At 40.0% G+C, this 19516-nt stretch carries 19 protein-coding genes; 10 read left to right on the top strand and 9 right to left on the bottom strand.

Going from position 1 to position 19516, the window contains the following annotated elements; translation table 11 throughout:
• The first annotated feature begins 111 nt into the window (after positions 1 to 111).
• From miaB to CBS1_RS00265, 6 genes are all read left to right on the top strand, one after another.
• Positions 112 to 1404, top strand: coding sequence for a tRNA (N6-isopentenyl adenosine(37)-C2)-methylthiotransferase MiaB (gene miaB / locus CBS1_RS00240; protein WP_033191180.1), 1293 nt, complete (start codon positions 112 to 114; stop codon positions 1402 to 1404).
• Between the two features lie 79 nt (positions 1405 to 1483).
• The gene (locus CBS1_RS00245; protein WP_236938500.1) at positions 1484 to 2224 is read left to right on the top strand and encodes a hypothetical protein; all 741 of its coding nucleotides are present in this window, start codon (positions 1484 to 1486) and stop codon (positions 2222 to 2224) included.
• Between the two features lie 71 nt (positions 2225 to 2295).
• Positions 2296 to 3087 carry a 16S rRNA (adenine(1518)-N(6)/adenine(1519)-N(6))-dimethyltransferase RsmA gene (gene rsmA, locus CBS1_RS00250; protein ID WP_090222338.1) on the top strand — a complete coding sequence of 264 codons (792 nt, stop codon included), beginning with the start codon at positions 2296 to 2298 and terminating at the stop codon, positions 3085 to 3087.
• A gap of 20 nt (positions 3088 to 3107) precedes the next feature.
• The gene (locus CBS1_RS00255) at positions 3108 to 4001 is read left to right on the top strand and encodes a Cof-type HAD-IIB family hydrolase (protein ID WP_084384111.1); all 894 of its coding nucleotides are present in this window, start codon (positions 3108 to 3110) and stop codon (positions 3999 to 4001) included.
• A 46-nt stretch (positions 4002 to 4047) separates the two neighbouring features.
• Complete coding sequence (locus CBS1_RS00260; RefSeq protein ID WP_236938498.1) at positions 4048 to 4671, top strand: hypothetical protein; 624 nt, start codon at positions 4048 to 4050, stop codon at positions 4669 to 4671.
• 73 nt (positions 4672 to 4744) lie between these two features.
• Positions 4745 to 5605: a bifunctional methionine sulfoxide reductase B/A protein gene (locus CBS1_RS00265; RefSeq protein WP_033191182.1), complete on the top strand. Its 861-nt coding sequence runs from the start codon at positions 4745 to 4747 to the stop codon at positions 5603 to 5605.
• Between the two features lie 25 nt (positions 5606 to 5630).
• On the opposite strand, the gene CBS1_RS00270 is transcribed toward CBS1_RS00265, so the two are convergent.
• The 7 genes from CBS1_RS00270 to thiI all read right to left on the bottom strand — a co-directional run bounded on the left by CBS1_RS00270 (position 5631) and on the right by thiI (position 12475).
• The gene (locus CBS1_RS00270) at positions 5631 to 6371 is read right to left on the bottom strand and encodes an SIR2 family NAD-dependent protein deacylase (RefSeq protein WP_033192444.1); all 741 of its coding nucleotides are present in this window, start codon (positions 6369 to 6371) and stop codon (positions 5631 to 5633) included.
• A 24-nt stretch (positions 6372 to 6395) separates the two neighbouring features.
• Positions 6396 to 7691, bottom strand: coding sequence for a flagellar protein export ATPase FliI (fliI, locus tag CBS1_RS00275; RefSeq protein WP_033192445.1), 1296 nt, complete (start codon positions 7689 to 7691; stop codon positions 6396 to 6398).
• A 71-nt stretch (positions 7692 to 7762) separates the two neighbouring features.
• Positions 7763 to 8464: a FliH/SctL family protein gene (locus CBS1_RS00280; protein ID WP_090222333.1), complete on the bottom strand. Its 702-nt coding sequence runs from the start codon at positions 8462 to 8464 to the stop codon at positions 7763 to 7765.
• A gap of 103 nt (positions 8465 to 8567) precedes the next feature.
• A complete protein-coding gene (gene ackA / locus CBS1_RS00285) occupies positions 8568 to 9788 on the bottom strand; it encodes an acetate kinase (RefSeq protein WP_033191184.1) in 1221 nt (406 codons plus the stop codon).
• 58 nt (positions 9789 to 9846) lie between these two features.
• Positions 9847 to 10782, bottom strand: coding sequence for a class II fructose-1,6-bisphosphate aldolase (gene fba, locus CBS1_RS00290; protein WP_033191185.1), 936 nt, complete (start codon positions 10780 to 10782; stop codon positions 9847 to 9849).
• A gap of 135 nt (positions 10783 to 10917) precedes the next feature.
• Positions 10918 to 11265 carry a ferritin family protein gene (locus CBS1_RS00295; protein WP_090222331.1) on the bottom strand — a complete coding sequence of 116 codons (348 nt, stop codon included), beginning with the start codon at positions 11263 to 11265 and terminating at the stop codon, positions 10918 to 10920.
• A 34-nt stretch (positions 11266 to 11299) separates the two neighbouring features.
• The gene (gene thiI, locus CBS1_RS00300; RefSeq protein ID WP_090222330.1) at positions 11300 to 12475 is read right to left on the bottom strand and encodes a tRNA uracil 4-sulfurtransferase ThiI; all 1176 of its coding nucleotides are present in this window, start codon (positions 12473 to 12475) and stop codon (positions 11300 to 11302) included.
• 198 nt (positions 12476 to 12673) lie between these two features.
• Between thiI and CBS1_RS00305 the strand changes: the two genes are divergently transcribed.
• Positions 12674 to 13051 (top strand): hypothetical protein, encoded by a 378-nt coding sequence (locus tag CBS1_RS00305; protein WP_090222328.1) that lies wholly within the window; start codon positions 12674 to 12676, stop codon positions 13049 to 13051.
• Between the two features lie 2 nt (positions 13052 to 13053).
• Here CBS1_RS00305 and CBS1_RS00310 read toward each other — a convergent pair whose 3' ends face one another.
• Positions 13054 to 13518, bottom strand: a complete 465-nt coding sequence (locus CBS1_RS00310; protein WP_090222326.1) for a YbhB/YbcL family Raf kinase inhibitor-like protein — start codon at positions 13516 to 13518, stop codon at positions 13054 to 13056.
• Positions 13519 to 13756: 238 nt separating this feature from the next.
• Between CBS1_RS00310 and CBS1_RS00315 the strand changes: the two genes are divergently transcribed.
• From CBS1_RS00315 to CBS1_RS00325, 3 genes are read left to right on the top strand one after another with little or no spacing between them, the layout of a single operon-like run.
• The gene (locus CBS1_RS00315) at positions 13757 to 14494 is read left to right on the top strand and encodes an SDR family oxidoreductase (protein ID WP_090222325.1); all 738 of its coding nucleotides are present in this window, start codon (positions 13757 to 13759) and stop codon (positions 14492 to 14494) included.
• A gap of 43 nt (positions 14495 to 14537) precedes the next feature.
• Complete coding sequence (locus tag CBS1_RS00320; RefSeq protein ID WP_090222323.1) at positions 14538 to 16619, top strand: efflux RND transporter permease subunit; 2082 nt, start codon at positions 14538 to 14540, stop codon at positions 16617 to 16619.
• Between the two features lie 18 nt (positions 16620 to 16637).
• Positions 16638 to 18389, top strand: coding sequence for an NAD+ synthase (locus CBS1_RS00325; protein WP_090222322.1), 1752 nt, complete (start codon positions 16638 to 16640; stop codon positions 18387 to 18389).
• A 93-nt stretch (positions 18390 to 18482) separates the two neighbouring features.
• Here CBS1_RS00325 and CBS1_RS00330 read toward each other — a convergent pair whose 3' ends face one another.
• Positions 18483 to 19508, bottom strand: a complete 1026-nt coding sequence (locus CBS1_RS00330) for a cation diffusion facilitator family transporter (protein ID WP_090222320.1) — start codon at positions 19506 to 19508, stop codon at positions 18483 to 18485.
• Between the last annotated feature and the right edge of the window lie 8 nt (positions 19509 to 19516).

A 19516-nucleotide genomic window follows, 5' to 3' on the forward strand; every position in this document is an offset into this window, starting at 1 on the left:
TTTTACAATATACTTTGTTTTGATTGAAATTTTCAGAAAATCAAGTATAATTAGTCTACGAACAAGTATGTGCATAAATATATGTAGTGAGGTGTCTTGGGGAGGTTTGATATGAAGGTTCATATTCACACGTACGGTTGTCAAATGAATGAAAATGATACGGAAATAGCGAAACAATTACTTTTAAATGAAGGACACGAGCTTACCGATAACGAAGACGAAGCTGATGTGGTAATACTGAACACATGCGCCGTGAGAAAAAAGTCAGAAGATAAGGTTTACAGTCACATAGGAAAACTTAGAAAAAAGGGAAAGAAGATAGGTATAATGGGTTGCGTTGCCGATAAAGAGAAAGAAAACCTCTTCAAAAGAGGTGTATCTTTTGTTATCGGTACTCGCGCACTCGCAAAAATGCCCGAAGCTTTATCTGATGCAAAAAATGGAACTAGAAGGATTTATCTCGAAGATACGCTTGATGAAATCCAGTATCATCTCGTTGATACTCGAAGTTCAAAACACCACGCCTGGATAACTATCATATACGGTTGTAACAGGTTTTGCACTTATTGTATAGTGCCGTACACAAGAGGTAGGGAGAAATCAAGACCTATTGAAAGTGTGTTACTTGAGGTGCGTACTCTCGTAGAAAAGGGATACAAGGAATTCACCTTCCTCGGACAAAATGTGGATGCGTATGGAAAAGATTTAAACGATGGTACATCATTAGCTAAATTACTGAGAGAAGCAGGAAAAATAGAAGGTGTGAAAAGACTTTGGTTTTTGACATCCTACCCTACCGATTTTTCTCTTGAAATACCGAAGGCGATGGTCGAGAATCCGAGAATCGCAAAATCCATACATCTTCCCGTACAACATGGTAGTGACAGGATCTTGAAAGCTATGAACCGAAGATACACTCGCAATGAGTACATAGAGCTCATAAATAGCATACGAGAGATCGTCCCAGATGCCTCGATCTCGAGTGACATTATCGTGGGATTTCCTGGTGAGACAGAGGAGGACTTTGAAGCCACCGTTGAACTTGTCAAGACAGTTAAGTTTGAAAGGCTCAACCTAGCGATTTACTCCCCGCGAGAGGGAACAGTTGCCTGGAAGTATCTGAAAGACGACGTGCCTCATAAGATCAAGGTTCGGAGAATGTCTTATCTTTTGAACTTGCAGAAGATGATAAACAGAGAACTCAATGAGGCATACGAAGATAAGACAATTGAGGTAATAGTTGAGGCTCAGGCAAATAACGGTTTGTTTTACGGAAGAGATATACGGAATAAAATTATCTCCTTTGAAGGTTCTCCAGAATTTATTGGAAAAACAGTTGCAGTGAAGGTAACTAAAATCACAGCCGGCCCGCTCTATGGAACGATTGAAAAGGTATTGGAATGAAACTATTCAAACTAAGATTTTCAGATTTCTAATGATTTTTTAAGGTTCTTAGTGTATCATTAAACTGGAGGTGGATAATATGAGCATTATCAAGTCTTCTACAATTGCAAAGTTGTTGTTCATCGGCGTAATGATTTTGACCTTTTCTGCAACGGCATTCGGTATCGAGTACAGAGCGCGTATTGATAACATGGAATTAGGTAGAATACAGGTCGAGTTCACGAAAAACGGATGGATAAGTGTCAGCGAAATACAGTATGGTGAGAAGTACACGATAGAGACGAGAACAGTCTATGGCAAGAACGGTTTTTTTGAAATATACGAGGCGACATTTAAAACAAATGGAGATCTCGTCGCTAAGATTCTCGGCGTGAACAGGGCAGGTAAGACGACGATAACCTTGTACGCGTATTACGATCCAAAATCACCGTCAGTAAAGACATTCACGTTTACAGAGCAAAATATAGTCCTGCTTGATAACAACTTCATCATTCCTCATTTTGAGATGTTGTTAAAGATGCCACAACCACAATTCCAGATCCTCATACCACAAGCACTCTTCAATCCATCGAAGACAGATAAGGCTTCAGGAGTTGCTCAGTTAAAGCGTCTTTCGGAAAATGTATATATGTTGAGTTACGAAGGTACAGACATTAAGATAACCACAGATAAAAGCGGAATAGTGAAGATGGAATACAACAACGGGATAGTTGTAGAAAGAGTCGTTCAAAAGAAGAGTGAACAGGTGGGAAACACAGCAAACAATCCAACAACAAAAAATCAACAAAACGCACAACCGACTTCCAAGGGTGGCAAATAAGTCGAAAAAGTAAAAACTACAGGATGGTGAGTTCTTAACTGAAGACATCGGATTACTTAAAAAAGTACGGAATCACTTTAAAAAAATCGCTTGGGCAGAACTTCTTATCGAACGAGGTTTACGCAAAAAAGATCGTTGAGATATCGCAGATAAAACCAAATGATACCGTACTGGAAATAGGTGCTGGTGCTGGTACTTTAACCGTTGCGCTAGCGGAAACTGGCGCAACAATTTATGCTATAGAAATTGACGAAAGGCTTAAGCCTGTTTTGGAAGAGCGCCTCTTAATCTTTCCAAATGTCCATTTGATTTTTTCTGATTTCTTGGCACTCGATATATCCTTCCTCCCAGATGGTTATAAATGCGTGTCTAATATTCCTTACTACATCACTGCCCCTATACTAAAGAAACTTATTTTTACTCATTTTTCCGCTCTTTTTATCATGATGCAAAAAGAAGTTGGCGAAAGATTGCTTGAAAAAGCGGGCAGTTCAAATAGAGGTTTTCTTACCGTTGTCTTGCAGACTGTTGGGGATATAGAAAAGCTCCTCACAGTTCCCAAAAGTGCGTTCGTTCCTAATCCAGAAGTAGATAGTGTCGTTTTGAAAATAACAAGAAAAACACCGTTTCCGTTTTCAGATGATTCAGAGCTTGAGTCGTTCTGGAAATTTGTTTCCGATAGTTTTGCCCAGAAAAGAAAGACGATATATAATAACCTGAGAGCTTTTGTTCGTGACAATGAGGTACTCGCCATGATATTAGAAGAAGCAATTATACAACCAACCGCAAGGCCCGAACAACTCACAGAAGAACAATTCTTGTCTTTGTGGAGAATATGGTTGAAGTTAACAGGCGGAAAATGAAGGAATGGAGGGAAGAAGAGTTGAGCAATAAATCAAAGTGCAAAAGAACGTTTGTATTTGATTTGGATGGCACAGTGCTGAATTCTAAAAACGAGTTCCCCAAGGAAACAAAGACTTTAGTCCAGAATATCGTAGGCAACGGTGATAATGTTGTTTTTGCAACTGGAAGAATGCACATATCTGCTAAGAAACTGTTGGACAATGTGTTCGGTGAAGATATATTTCCGATTATTTCATATAACGGAGCAGTTATATACGTTCCGGGCGAAGGGTTTATATACGAAAAGACACTTGATATAGAAACGGCGTATAAAGTGATAGATTTTCTGAGAGAAAAGAACATACACATTCAAACATACGTTGACGACAATCTCTACAGCGAAAAGGACGACGACGAGATAAGGCTTTATGCAAAACATGCGGACGTCCCTTACTATGTTGTAGAAGACCTAAAAGCTCTTGAGCATCCTCCGATTAAGATGCTTGCAATAGCAGAGGAAGCGATTTTGGATTCGCTAATCGAACCTCTTAAAGAAATCGTGGACGGTAAAGCAAATGTTTTCAAAAGTTTCCCAATATTCTTAGACATCGTTCCAGCTGATGCTAATAAAGGTATCGCGTTGAAGTTTCTGGCAGATTATCTGAATTTTGACCTCGGCAGCACTATCGTGTTTGGAGATAACGAGAACGATATTTATATGTTCAAAGTGGCCAGTAAAAGGATCGCCGTTTCGAATGCCGTATGGCGGTTAAAAGAGGTGGCTGACTTTGTTAGTAAATCTAACGAAGAAAATGGTGTTCTTCACGCTTTTGTGCATCTTTTCCCTGAGTATGTTCGGGGAATTGACTTTTCCAGCGGACACACAAACTCCAATATTGTTAACACAACCAGCGACAATAAAGCTGCAGAGTAATGTAATTTGTACATTAAGGCTAGAAGAAATCATCGCTGATGTCAGCTTGCTAACTTTAGGAAGTCTTGGGAATATTTCGCTTGCTCAGGACATTGGAAAATATGTTGGTTGGTATGTGAAATCGAGAGGTTTTTCTTACTACATCGTCGGTCCACTTGACACGCTAAGTATTGATGATGAGGATTACTTTTACCGTGTTAATAAATCTCCTTACATCACCGCCGATGTCTACGAGAAATTTTCAGCAGGACTTTCAATCGCTGGTATCATTCCTGTCTTTGATGGTACGGGAAAAATCGATGCTAACTTAATTTCATCACTTATCACTCGCAAACTCACATATCCCGTATTAGTTGAAGACCAAGGGAAAGCAACCTTGCTTCAAAATCTTGGATACAGAGGTACTTTTATCGTTAGAATTGGTGACAGGTTCACGTTTCTAAATGGATTACCGAAGATGTTATATTGGTCCATTAAACCACCAGAAATTGAATCTTTACGAAGGAGCGTTCTGTTAAATTCGATCATCTACATAAGCCCTGGAGAAATAAATGTAAGGAAACCATTTTCCACGTCAGGTGTCGTAGTTTACTCAGCTGACCAATTTGTAATCTCCGAAGCAAGGATAGCACTCGAAAAAAAGTCTGCACCGGGACGGATTCCTTGGTAAAGTGTCATCTCAATAAATCAAAAAGTTTGAAAGCGAAATTCGGAATAAATCACAAACGAAAAGAGGCAGGAATATGAAAAAGAAGTTTATCAATCCAAATTTGAACGACTTCGAAAAATTTGTCCTTTTTGAAAAGGGAACCGAGCCACCGTTTTCAGGAGAATACGAGAACCATTTCGAAAAGGGCATCTATGTGTGCAAGAACTGTGGTATTCCTCTCTACAATGCTTCCGATAAATTTCATTCTGGATGTGGCTGGCCTGCTTTCGATGATGAAATCCCTGGAGCTGTGTTCAAACAAGTTGATAAGGATGGAATAAGAACTGAAATTGTCTGCGCTTACTGTGGAGCTCACCTTGGACATGTGTTCTATGGAGAAGGATTCACTAAAAAGAACGTACGGCACTGCGTGAATTCTGTTTCACTGAGGTTTATACCAGATGGCCAAAAACCACCCATCGACAGGATGTTTTTTGCCGGTGGTTGCTTTTGGGGTGTTGAACACCTTTTCAAACAATTGCCCGGTGTCGTGGATACAAGGGTTGGATACATGGGAGGGCACTGGCCAAATCCAACTTACGAAAATGTCTGTACAGGATTAACAGGACATCTGGAAACCGTAGAAGTGATATTCGACCCACAAATGATAAGTGAAGAAGAATTAGTTAAGTATTTCTTTGAAATCCACGACTTCACACAGGAAAATGGGCAAGGACCAGACATCGGTGAGCAATACAAAAGCGCTATTTTTTATACAAACGACAAGCAGAAAGAAGTGGCTGAGAGCGTAATAGAAATGCTGAAGAAGAAGTATAAGGTTGCAACTCAGTTAAGAAAAGCATCGACATTTTGGGTTGCGGAGGATTACCACCAGGATTATTACGAGAAAACGGGAAAGGCACCATACTGCCATTTTAGAAGGAAGATATTCTAAGATATTAATAAGCTATATTATTTCATCATTTCAACGAGATGCCAAGAAGTTCAGAAAGTATAATCGAGAATTCCACCAAATCGGTGTCGAATTTAAACGTTGCGTAAGTATCAAGAGGTGTTTCTCCTCTGTTCACGATAACAAGCTTAGCCCCGTTTCTTAGGGCATATATTGGTAGTTGAGCAGCTGGATAAACGACCAGTGAAGTACCTAACGTAATAAACAAATTACTGCTCTCTGCCCACTTTTGAGCTTTTGTAAATTCGTTCATGGGGAGCATTTCTCCAAAGAACGTTATATCAGGCTTTGTGAGTCCGCCACAAGAACACCTGAAGTCGCGAGATAATAAAAATTCTCTATGACTTTCATCAAGAATCTCGTACCTTTTAGCACACTTCAAACAATTCCAAACTCTTACACTACCATGAATTTCAGCTACGTTCTTGCTACCTGCTTTTTGATGCAACCCATCGATGTTTTGAGTGATAACCCCTTTCAGAAGTCCTTTTTCTTCCAGCTTAGCTAACATACGATGGACTTCGTTGGGTTCGGCTTGTAACATCGAAATAAGGCCTTCTTTCGCAAAATTGTAGAACCTGTCTGGGTTTTTATAAAATTGCTCGATGTCAAAAATGTCCTGACCGTACTTTGCATAAAGGCCATTGGGACTTCGAAAGTCTGGGATTCCACTTGGAACACTCACACCTGCCCCCGTTAGGGCAACAACAAATCTTGAATTTTTCAACATCTGGGCAAGTTTTTCAATTTCCACAGAGCATCACCCTTCAGTTCAAACTTTTCTCGCAATGGACAACAAATATTCAACAGTGTCTTCAAACGTCATCTTTTCTCTTATTCCCTGTCTTAGGAATTTATTAATTTCGTCTATAAGCTCCACAGCTTTGTCTATTTTTGGGTTCGTTCCTTTCTTGTATGCTCCAACATCTATAAGATCCTTCGCATCGTTGTACGTAGCAATTACATCTCTCAGCAAACGTGCCGCTTGAAGGTGTTCAGATTTGACCACATCCGTCATCAAACGGCTTATGCTCATCAAAACATCAATGGCTGGATAATGATTCGATTCTGCAAGCCGGCGCGAAAGTATAATGTGTCCATCAACAATACCGCGAACAGTATCTGATATAGGTTCGTTAAAATCATCGGCTTCGACAAGAACTGTGTATATTCCAGTGATGCTTCCTCTGTCCGAATTACCAGCACGTTCAAGAATTTTCGGAAGTTGAGCAAAAACGCTGGGTGGGTAACCTCGGGTTGTTGGAGGTTCACCGATGGCGAGTCCAACTTCACGTTGAGCCATTGCCCATCTTGTTAATGAATCAACCATTAGCATAACAGCGTAGCCTTTGTCTCTAAAATATTCAGCTATGGTTGTTGCTGTCAAAAGCGCCTTTATTCTTAGTAATGCGGGCTGGTCTGATGTTGACACTACCACAACCGAGCGTTTTAAGCCTTCTTCACCTAGGTCTTTTTCCATAAATTCCCTAACTTCTCTTCCTCGTTCTCCAATCAGCGCAATGACGTTTATATCAGCCGTTGTATTTCGCGCGATCATTCCAAGAAGGGTACTTTTCCCAACACCACTTCCAGCAAATATACCTATTCTCTGCCCTTTTCCAAGCGTAAGAAATCCGTCGATAGCACGAACTCCAACTGGGAGCGGTTCCAATATCCTTTTCCGAACAAGGGGATTCGGTGCCTCGTTCACAATAGGTCTATATTCTCTAAGAACAAGCCTTCTACCATCGATCGGCCTTCCGAGTGCATCAATAACTCTTCCTTTGAGTTCCTCGCCAACTGGTACACTCACAGTTTTGTTGGTCTTTATAACTTCGCACCCTTTTTTCAAACCTGTTATATCTTCTAAAGGCATTAAGACGGTCATATCCTCTTTAAATCCAACAACTTCAGCGAGAGCTTTCTTGTTTCCGACGATGATTTTACAAAGCTCCCCATAAGCAGCATCAGGTCCTTTTGATTCTATCGTGAGACCGATGATTTTCTGAACCTCTCCGATGTATTCGTATGGGTTTATCTCCCTTACCTTCTCTTCAAACAGTTCCATCAACTTAAACGAATAGCATTTTCTAAAGTTTATGCTCTTATTAGCCATAGGGCTTATCTCCCTCAGAGAATTCATTCTTCTTTCTTGAATATTTCATCAAAAATCTCATCGAGCAAAGTAAGTTGAAATCTCAAAGTCGCGTCAATTGTTCCAAGCTCAGTTTCCGCGATTACACCGTAATCAACTTTATCGTTTAAAATGATTTCGTATCCTTTCGACCTCACATATTCTAGTGTTTCTTCGTCTATAAGTTTCACATCTTTTGGATTAATATGTATCTTAACCTTCGTTGAACCTGCTAAGTGTGTGAGAAGCTTTTCGAATTTTCTCTTCGTCACCTCAGGGTCTACATTTTTCTCTAAAAACTTCTCGACAAGAGTTACAGAAATCGATGTCAATTTTTCACAGTACTCGTTAAAAAAGCTGTTGAATTCGTCTTCGAAAGAACCAAGTAGTTGTTCTATTTGCGCCCTGAAATCCGCAAGCATATTCTTAGCACTCTGCTCTGCTTGTTGGGAAATTAAATTAGCTTTTTGATTTGCTTCTTCAATGATTCTGTTGTACTCTTCCTGAGCTTGGAACAAGATTTGTTGAGCCTGATTTTGAGCTTCTAGCACTATCTGTTCAGCTTCGCGGTTGGCTTTTGCAACAATCTCAAGAAGTTGCTTCTCCTTTTGCTCTTCATGCTCTGTTTTGCCTTCGGAAGGCATATCCGGTTTATTCTCAATCTTTAAAGGAGCATCAAGATAAACGTATCTTTTCTTTATTATCAAACTCCTCACCTTCTCAATTATGTTTTTTCTACCAAAAGAATGTTGGGCACCTGCTTAGTGCCCAACATCTTCACATCTATTATAACACAGAATGTTTTTGTTTTTAATACTCAAGTTGCTTTAAACCTTTTTCTACAATTTCTTTGGTGTCTCTTGCTATCATGAGTTCTTCATTTGTAGGAACCACAAGAACCTTCACTTTTGAATCTGGTGTTGTGATAATTCTTTCTTCACCCTTTATGTTATTTTTCTCATCATCAATTTTTATACCAAGGTATCCAAGATAGTTTTCACAAACCTCTTTTCTTGTAACCGGCGAGTTTTCACCAACACCGGCTGTGAATGCTATTGCGTCAACACCGTTCATTGCTGCCACGTAAGCACCTATGTATTTTGCGATTCTGTATTCGTAAATATCTAATGCAAGTCTGCAAACCGGATCTCCTTCAAGAGCCTTATCCTCTATGTCTCTCATGTCAGAGCTAAAGCCATCGGTCAACCCAAGCACGCCACTTTTTTTGTTGAGAATTGTGTAGACCTCTTCTGCAGTCAAACCTTCTTTTTCCATGAGGAAAGTAACAATCGATGGGTCAATATCTCCACTCCTTGTCCCCATGACCAATCCTTCAAGTGGTGTGAATCCCATCGATGTATCGATACTGTGACCGTTCATAACAGCAGCAATTGAAGCTCCATTACCAAGATGAACAGTAATGATTTTTGATTTGTGGTAGTCAAGTCCAAGAATTTCAGCAGTTCTTCTTGATACATATCTGTGGCTTGTGCCATGGAATCCGTATCTTCTAATTTTGTACTTTTTGTAATACTCGTAAGGTATTGCATAGAGGTACGCTTTCGCAGGCATCTTTGAATGGAATGCGGTATCAAAGACCGCTACGTTTGGGACGCCTGGCAGAAGTTTCATCATAGCTCTGATACCCATTATGTTCGGTGGATTGTGGAGTGGGGCAAGATATGAATATTCTTCGAGTGCTCTCATAACTTCATCATCAATAAGTACTGAACCGGAGAACTTTTCACCACCATGGACAACCCTGTGACCAACAGCATCAATTTCACTAAGGTCTTTTACTCCTCCTACTTTTTCATCAACTACCAACTCAAGTACGTACTTAAGCGCGTCTTCGTGATCTTTCATTGGTCTTTCAACGACAACCTTTTGGTCATCCTTTTTGTGAACAATTCTGCTCCCTGGAATTCCTATCCTTTCAGCAAGTCCTTTACACAAAACTTGCTCTGTATCCATGTCGAGGAACTGGTACTTAATTGAGGAACTTCCACAGTTCACAACTAAGACTCGCACTTGGATCCCTCCTCTATCCTATGTATGTTTGAAACCGTGTAACCATCGCCAAGCAAAGTTATGCCTTTCCTGCGGCTCCAAGGAATTCAAGTCTGTTCATAACAACTTCCTTGACTAACTTCTTGCCTGCTCCAAGATAGTGTCTTGGGTCAAATTCTTTTGGATTTTCTTTCAAAAATTTCCTAAGTCCAGCAATGAACGCAATTCTCAAGTCCGTATCTGTATTGACTTTGTTTATCCCTAGTTCAACGCATTTTTTGAGCTGGTCTTCTGGAACTCCCTTTGCACCGCCAAGGTCTGCGCCGTATTCTTCTGCCATCGCTACATATTCTGGCAAAACACTTGAGGCACCATGCAATACAAGCGGTATCTTTGTTAGTTCTTTAACTTTCTTAAGTCTCTCGAAATCGAGCTTTGCTTCTCCTTTGAATTTGAAAGCACCGTGGCTCGTTCCAATAGCCGGGGCTAAGAAATCAACACCTGTTTCCTCTACAAAAATTTTTGCTTGTTCTGGATCAACCAAAACGGATTCGGCTGCAACAACGTTATCTTCGACACCTGCAAGCTGACCGAGCTCGGCTTCAACGGATACACCAGCAGCATGAGCTATTTTGACTATTTCCTTTGTCTCTTTCAAGTTTTCTTCGAATGGCTTTTCTGAAGCGTCAATCATAACTGAAGAATAACCTGCTTTTATCGCTGCTATTATATACTCAAAGTGCTTACCATGGTCAAGGTGGAGGGCGATTGGTATATCGACGCTATCGGCAAATAATCTTACTAATTCGACGAAATATCGTGCACCCTTAAATATGTCCCCGTTTCCTGCATATTTTATTGCACCCTCGCTTGTTTCGATAATAAGTGGTGCTCTCTTTTCCAAAGCTCCGTCAAGAATTGCATGGAAGAACTCCATGTTGTTGATGTTGAAAGCAGGAACTGCGTAATACTCTTTACTTGCCTTTTCCAAAATATCCTTGGTGTTCACGTACATGCTTTCACTCCTTTCAGATAATGAATTTTCTTAGAGGGATTTGAACTCAACCTGAGAAAATTATACCATAATCAAGGAAAAATAAGAAGTTAAAAAGAAAAAGGGGACGCAAGTAAAAGCGCCCCCTTTTTATAATTATTTACTCTTTTTTGTCTGTCTTTTCTTGCCCGCAGACTCTTTGGAGCCAAGTTTTTCTATCTCTTCTTCTACTTCTTCATAACCTTTTTTGTAAAACTCCATCTCATCGGGATCAAGTTCCGTAAGCAATCTCAAAAACTCACCTGCGTGAACACGTTCTTCATTTGCTATATCCAGCAACACCTCACGCGCCAACTCGTTGTCCGTTGAATCAGCAAGCTGAGTGTATAGTTGTATCGCTTCATATTCAGCTGCTATCATAAACCTGATCGCCCTTACCAATTCTTCCTTTGTTAATTTTCTTTCATATTTCTGCCCACTAAATGCGTTTGAAAATTCCGGCATGTTTATCGCCTCCTTTTAATACAATGTGAGTGCCTCATTGTTCTTCATTCACTATTCTATACCTCTTCCTTGATTTAAACGCTTCAAACTCCAGTTCATGCAACTTTTCAAGCTTAGCTTCTAGCCCTTTCAGTTCATTTATGTTAGCTCTTGTCACCGGATGCTTTGGTGCAAATGCAACGCAACTATCAATGTACGGCTGAATCGATATTTCAAAAGTTCCTATCTCTTTTGCCTTCTTCGTGATTTCCACTTTATCAAAGCCTACGAGAGGCCTTAACACAATAAGTGAACTTGCTTCTTCTATGGCTGCCATGTTTTCTATCGTTTGACTTGCAACCTGTCCAAGATTTTCGCCTGTGATGAGTGCTTTTGCCTTTACCCTTCGCGCGATCATGCTCGCAATCCTCATCATAGACCTTCTTTGGAGTATCAATGAATACTCATCGGGCGCATTTTCTTTTATGTAAGTTTGAACTTCAGTCAGCGGGACGATCCACATCCTCAGCCCATTTGGCAAGTATTTACTCAGAACTGTTCCTACACTCAGGATTTTCTCTTCAGATTTCTCAGTTGTTAAAGGTGGACTTAGGAATGTAATTGTCTGAATTTCTAATCCCCTACGCATCGCGTACCATCCTGCAACAGGGCTATCAATTCCACCGCTTAAAAGTAACAGAGCCCTGCCCGATACACCTACAGGTAAACCACCTGCAGATTGTATTTTCCCTGAGAATACGAAGATCTCCTTTTCCCTCACGTCGATCCCAATTTCAAATTCTGGATTGTGGACGTCTACTTTCAAGTGAGGAAAGGCATCGAGTACGTACGCTCCAAACTCCCGGTTAATCTCAAGACTTGTCAATGGGAAATCTTTGTAGCCTCTTTGTGTGTTGATTTTAAACGTCTTCAGTCCTTCATCTGCATGTTTTTTTGCTAAATCAAGAACCACACGCCTCAGTTCTTCCAAATCATGTCCAACGGCATATCCCAAACTGTAGTTTTGAATACCAAAAACATAATGTAACCGCTCTAAAATTACCTCAGGATCATTCCTCCCGATGCGAACTATTATCCTTCCGTACCTTTTGTTCACTGCGGCAGGTCTGACAATCTTCAGGATGTTATCGATCAGTTTTTTCTCAAACCATTCCCTGTTTTTTCCCTTCAAACCTATCTCTGAATACCTTACAACAACGACAGATTCCACAAAATCCCTCCAAGTTTTCTATTTTGGTGGATCAACCAACTTTAATTTTACCACTTGCTTTTGATAATGAAAAGGTTCTGAAAGTTTAATGCTCGTTCAGTTTCGAAATATGTTGAACGAATCACGCGTTTCGGAAGTCTAATTAATTGAGATGAAAATGTAAACAATAAACCTACCTTCATTCGGGGAGGTGCGTTTATGTATGCTGGTATCGAAATGCTTATTACGCTCGTTCTCTTTGTACCTGTAATCATTTTCATTGGAACTGTAGGCTATGAACTTCAGATTGAAGATTTTTCATTAATTGCTGAAGCCGTCACCAGATTGCTACCGGTCCCACAAAGCCTTTCAGACGTCTACTTCGAATTAAGAGCCTTCGGAGCTTATCGATTCCTAAACGTTGGTCCATTTTACCTAAAATTCAACTTAGGGCAGATTTCTTTCTTGTTTTCTGAGAACACCTTTCAATTTGCCCTACTTCCAAGGGTCGGTGGCACGCTTGAATTCTACAACCTGAGAATAAGCGCAAACTACATCAACAAAACATTTGTTGGAGGTTTCTACTTGAGATTCTGACTCTATTTTCTTTCGTATAACCCAATGAGCTCAGCTTGTGCGATGATTTTGCCATTAAGTGCCTTTTCAAGGTCCTTTTTCGTAACTTTCCCCTTCAGCTCCAAGAAGGTATTCACTGCGTAAACCTTGAAGTGGTAATGATGAACACCGTGACCTTTTGGTGGACATGGGCCATTGTATCCAATCCTTCCAAAATCGTTGTATCCTTGCATTGCGCCGTTTGGCAGCTTTTCAACCTTTTGAAGTCCTTCTGGTATTTTCATTGTTGAATCTGTAACTGGGTAATTCCAAAGCACCCAGTGAACAAAGATGCCTATTGGTGCGTCCGGGTCGTCGCATATTATTGCTATTGTCTTCGCATCATCTGGTATGTTGGAAATGGCCAATTCAGGATTGATATCCTGCCCTTCGCAAGCATATTTCTTGGGTATAAAGTCTCCGTTTTTAAAGACAGAGGTAACTATCATACGTTTCACCTCCTTTTTTTGCTTAGGTACTGATGCACTTGAGAATAGAGAATCCATGGTGAAGATCCCAACAATTGCCAAAATCAATAATAGCATTCTTGAAATTTTATGAAGACCACTTCTTGGTTTCAGGAGGACCACCTCCCACTTTAAGAAGTGTCGCCTTTTTTAAATTATACCACTTTTAGGAAGGGGTGATATAATTGTTCGTGGATATCAGAAAGTGCGGGGTGATAGCATGGATAATAACACGAGCAAGATAATAGTAGTTACAGGTGGCGCTAAGAATATAGGAAAAGGGATTGCTCTGAAATTTCTTGAACTTGGCTGGAAGGTGGGTATAATTGACTATGACAAACAGGCCCTTGAGAATTTTCCAGTCAAAGATGAAACGGTCGTCTTTCTGTACCACGGAGATGTCGCTAATGAGTATTCGGTAAGTGATTTCTATATACAGCTTAAAGAAAGGTTTGGAAGACTTGATGCAATTGTTAACAATGCCGCGATTGGTGGGTTCAAAGATTTCCTGGACCTCTCTGTTTCTGAATGGAAAAGGGTCATTGATGTAAACCTCACAGGATATTTTTTGATGGCCCGCTTCGGTGTCCCGATAATCCTCGAAACAGTGGGAAAAGGAGCCATAGTTAATATTTCATCGACTCGTGCTCTGATGTCCGAGCCAGGGAACGAAGCTTATAGTACATCAAAAGCCGGAATTTTAGGATTAACACACGCATTGGCAAATTCTTTAGGACCAAAAATAAGAGTTAATGCGATATGTCCTGGCTGGATCTTGCATGAAGGTGAGATTATATCAGAAAGAGAACATTCTCAACATCTGACGGGCCGTGCCGGAACAATCTCCGATATAGCTGAGATGGTTGCATTCTTGGTAGATGAGCAAAAAAGCGGATTTATAACTGGGCAATATTTCGTAGTTGATGGCGGGATGACTAAGAAAATGATTTATATTTAAAGTCTAAAAAACTTCCTTGAACACTGGAGAGGTGAAAGAATAGATGAGCTTATTATCAAAACTATCAGACTTAATATTCAGATACAAATTCTTAATCATCTCAGTCCTTTTATTAATTCTTTCCATTATTATTATTCTGAACAACGGTAAGGTTGAGACAAGAATAGAGACCTTTTTGCCGGGTTACAAACCCGGAAGACCAATAACGGAAATTGAAGACCCGGCAGTGCAAAATCTTGTAAAGATGAGCATGAAATTTGGTGATAGATACACGGTGTCTATTATATACAAATCTCATAACAGTTTAGATAATGCTGGAAGTTTGAAAGATTTAGAAAGGTTACATAAGAAACTTGAAAGTCTTGCCAACGTTCAAATGGTGATTTCTATACTGAACTACCCTGGTTCCGAAAGATATATGCAAAACGATGCCCTGGATCTGCTGAACTTACCAAACGAGTTACATAGTTTCGTGTCATCCGATGGTAAATACGCACTATTTTTGGTTATACTCTCCGTTGATAAAATGGTAGAACCAATTGTGAGAAGGATAACGAATGAACTAAAAGGTGAACCCGTTGTCGTTCTGTCAGAGGCTTCTGTTAACAATAAACTCTTTGACGAACTTAGAAGATCGATGCTGTTTTATCCAGTTGTTATGTTCGGCGTGATATTTGCAATATTTTTCTATCAAACTCGCTCTTTCAGGGCTACCTTGGTTTCGCTTTTTATACCTATAATAGCTTCCATCTACACCTATGCTGTACACTTCGCTTTCGGAGGCATTCTTAACATCCTAACCTCAATGATAGCATCATTCTTGATTATCATTGGTTCTGCATATCCGCTGCACTACTATAACGCTTTGTTCAGGGCGGAAAATGCTCGAAAGCACATGTTCGCTCCGATATTCTTTTCGATGTTCACAACAGCGGTCGGATTTTTATCTTTTTTGTTCGTAAAGATACCAGCATTTAGGGAATTCGGAATTCTTGTTTCTATTGGACTTCTTTTTGATTTTTCACTTACCATGACTGTCGGAAACGAACTATTGTTACACGCTCGTTCGAAGACAAAAAGAATGCCCAGCTCTTTTGGGATAAGGTACGTTGGTAATAAGGTCGCTTTGGGAATACTGGCAACTGTCTTGTTTTTCATTATCTTGTCTTTCTTTTTCATTCCAAAGATAAAGGTAGGACTAACGAGTACGGATTATTTTTCAAAAAACTCCGATATAACGAAAGCGTATAGCCTTCTAGAAGAAAAGTTCGGTATGAAGGACGTTATCTATCTGGTTTTAGAAAAAGAAAATGGTGTTTTTCTACCGTTCGATAACAAAAACATAGATGAGATAATTAAAGAGCTTTCGAAATACCCGGAAATAAGCAGTGTTGACTTTCCGAGAACAGTTCCAATTACAGTACTTGTATTAGCATCACGGACACAACCTTTGTTGAGGCATTACATAGCCGATGGAAAGACAATCCGACTTTCAATAAATCTCTCACCTATGGGCTCAGAGAATCTGGAGAAAGTTACCCAAGTCGTCAATGAAATTATGAAAAAATACAACTATAAATACTATCTTGCAGGCAGTCCGTTTGTGTGGAAAGCTGTAAATGATAATATACTTGCGAGTCAAATTCAAAGTTTAGTAGCGGCGCTTATCATAGTATTCGTAACTCTACTCGTAGTATTCAGGGACTTCTCAGAGTCTTTAAAATTGGTATCGCCCGTACTTTTTGCAACTGTACTTAATTTCTTTTATATGTCTGTTTTCAAGATGAAACTTGAGATTTCCACGGCGCTTACTTCGAGCATAATAATTGGACTTGCTATTGATTATTCTATCCACGTCGGTCACGATTACGGTAAGACAAAGAATATCTTCACAACGATAAAAAACGTTGGACCAGCGATATTAGGGAACGCTCTAGGAATTGTAGGAGGGTTCTTGACGTTGTTAATAGGTGGCGAGTTGAGTATGTTCAAAAGAATCGCAATACTTGTTTCTTTGGGAATATCCACTGCCGCATTATTGACATTGACTGTGTTGCCTTATCTTCTGTCACTTGAGAAGGTTAAAGGCTTAAAAAAGGACATCACGAAAACAAGTAATAATTAGGATAGGAGGCGACTCTTCGTGAAAAAAGTAAGAATAGCATTGGCACAAATTAACACAACTGTTGGTGATGTAGAAGGCAACAAACAAAAGATTATCGAATTTATCAAGAGAGCTGCAGAGTACGATTCAGATGTGCTGGTTTTTCCGGAAATGTCGATAACCGGCTATCCTCCGGAAGATTTGCTTTTCAAAACTCACTTCGTTCAGGACAACATAAAGGCGCTTGAGGAAATTGCCATGCACGTACCAAGATCACTTATCGCTGTTATTGGTTTTGTCGATAAGGATGGAGATATTTACAACGCAGCCGCGGTCGTGAACGATGGCAAGATTGTGGCGAAATATCACAAGAATTATTTGCCAAACTACGGTGTTTTTGATGAAATGCGATACTTTCAAAAGGGCAATAGAGCGCTGGTAATCGAATTTGATAATGTGCGAATGGGTGTAACTATTTGCGAAGACATTTGGTATCCTGGTGGACCTGCACGAGCAGAAGCTCTTTACGCTGATGCGCAGATCTTAGTGAATCTTTCGGCCTCACCATACTATCAAGGGAAGCTTCTGTGGAGGGAGAAAATGCTTTCCACAAGAGCAAACGACAACCTTGCAGTCGTGGCTTACGTAAACCTTGTCGGCGGTCAAGACGAGCTTGTCTTCGATGGTGCGAGTATTGTTCTAAATGAAGCTGGGCAACTTCTGGCTAGAGCAAAGCAATTTGAAGAAGATTTGCTCATAGTTGATGTGGATGTTGATAGTGTAGATAAAGCGCGTTTAAAAGATCCGAGAAGAAGGCAAGATAAACTTATGGTAACAAAAGAAGATTTAGAGTGCATCGAGTTTGTCGGAATTCCATTTGAGAGAAAAGAAAAGAAGAACAAAATAACCAACCGAGTGGAACCTCTGCTTTCGGATGTCGCTGAAGTGTACAACGCACTGGTTGTTAGTTTACGAGACTATGCAACAAAGAACGGAATGAAGCAGGCTGTGATAGGACTTAGCGGTGGGATTGATAGTTCATTAGTAGCCTGCATTGCTGTTGACGCGTTAGGCAGGGAAAACGTGATTGGCGTTTCAATGCCCGGACCATTTTCGTCTGAACATAGCAAGGAAGACGCACAATTACTTGCGGAAAATCTTGGAATAAGATTTTTGACAATCCCTATTGTCGATGCGTACAATACCTTATTGCGAACGTTAAAGCCTGTTTTTGGCGATTTACCGTTCGATACAACAGAAGAAAACTTACAGGCAAGGATACGTGGAGTTATACTTATGGCTCTCTCTAATAAATTCGGCTGGCTCGTCTTGACAACAGGCAATAAGAGCGAAAGTGCAACAGGGTACTCCACACTGTACGGCGATACGGCAGGTGGGTACGCGGTAATCAAAGATTTGTACAAGACGATGGTTTACAAACTAAGCGAATATGTAAACCAGAAAGCTGGAAGAGAGATCATACCGCACAGGGTGTTCATAAAACCACCGAGTGCAGAATTGAGGGAAAATCAAACGGACCAAGACAAATTGCCTCCTTACGAAGTCCTTGACCAAATATTGAAACTCTATGTCGAAGAAGATTGTAGCGTTGAAGAAATCGTGAAGCTCGGATTTGATGAAAAAACAGTGAAAGAAGTTGCAAAAATGGTAAATATAAACGAATATAAACGAAGGCAAACACCACCAGGACCAAAGGTTACACAAAGAGCATTTGGAAAGGATAGGAGACTGCCAATAACAAATGGCTATAAAGAGCACAAAAAAAGCTAAGAAACTAATGTTACCCCCACTTACAAAGGTGGGGGCTTTTGTTAGTATCAAAAGAAATGAAGAATCCTATCGATGGTTTCGCTTTTGTGACACTTAGTAACACGATATCAATCCTTGGCCTTTGCAACCATTATATTCGAATTGAATAGTTACATGGTTTATACCAACCTTTTCAAGTTCCGCTTTGATTTCAGTGTATACCTTCATTGTGTCGCTTACCTTAACGTCTTCCTTTAAATTCACATGAGCTTCAAAAAGGATGTTCTTCTCATCGAGCGCCCAAATGTGTAGATGGTGAATGTCTTTTATGACAGGGTTTTTCAATAGTGCGGAATTGATATTCTCTATATCAATATTTACAGGCATACTTTCCATAAGAATCGATAATGAATCTCTCACGATTTCTATTCCCTCTTTAATCACGTATGCCGCAATTAAAATCGTCATTACTGAGTCCAGAAACTTGAAGTTGTATATCTTAATAAACACTGCACTCATCAAAACTGCGATAGAAGACAGAGAATCTATCAACATATGTAAGTACGCTGACTTTATGTTAAGGCTCTCCTTCGACCATTTTCTTAGTATCAACATGCTAGTGAAATTAGCGATAAGTCCTATCAAGCCAACAACAAAAACAATACTAGTGTTTATTGATACAGGCTTAAGAAGTCTCTTAATTGCTTCTATTATGAGTACTATACCTATTACCAACAGAGCAGTGGAGTTTAAGAACGCAGCTACTATATTGGCACGCTTGTATCCAAAAGTCTTTTGGTAATTATTTGGCCGTTTCGAAATCCTTGCAGCTGCGTAAGAAATTATCAAAGACAGCGTGTCACCAAGGTTGTGGGCGGAGTCTGAGATCAGAGCCAAACTACCCGCAACGATACCACCTACAAACTCTGCCAATGTTATACCCAAATTTAATAGCACAACCATAGAGAAATGATGAATATTAATTTCGCCGTTTGGGAGACCGTCCTTATGGGAATGTCCATGAGAATGTCTGTGTGAAGTAATTAGACCGTTTCTATTATGTTCCCTAAACTCTTCGTGGTTGTTTTGGCCACCGTGATTGTGTGTGATTATTTTCTTTGCACTATTTTTTAATGTCATACCAGGAA

The sequence above is a fragment of the Fervidobacterium changbaicum genome, from assembly GCF_004117075.1.
GTDB classification, from domain to species: Bacteria; Thermotogota; Thermotogae; order Thermotogales; family Fervidobacteriaceae; genus Fervidobacterium; species Fervidobacterium islandicum.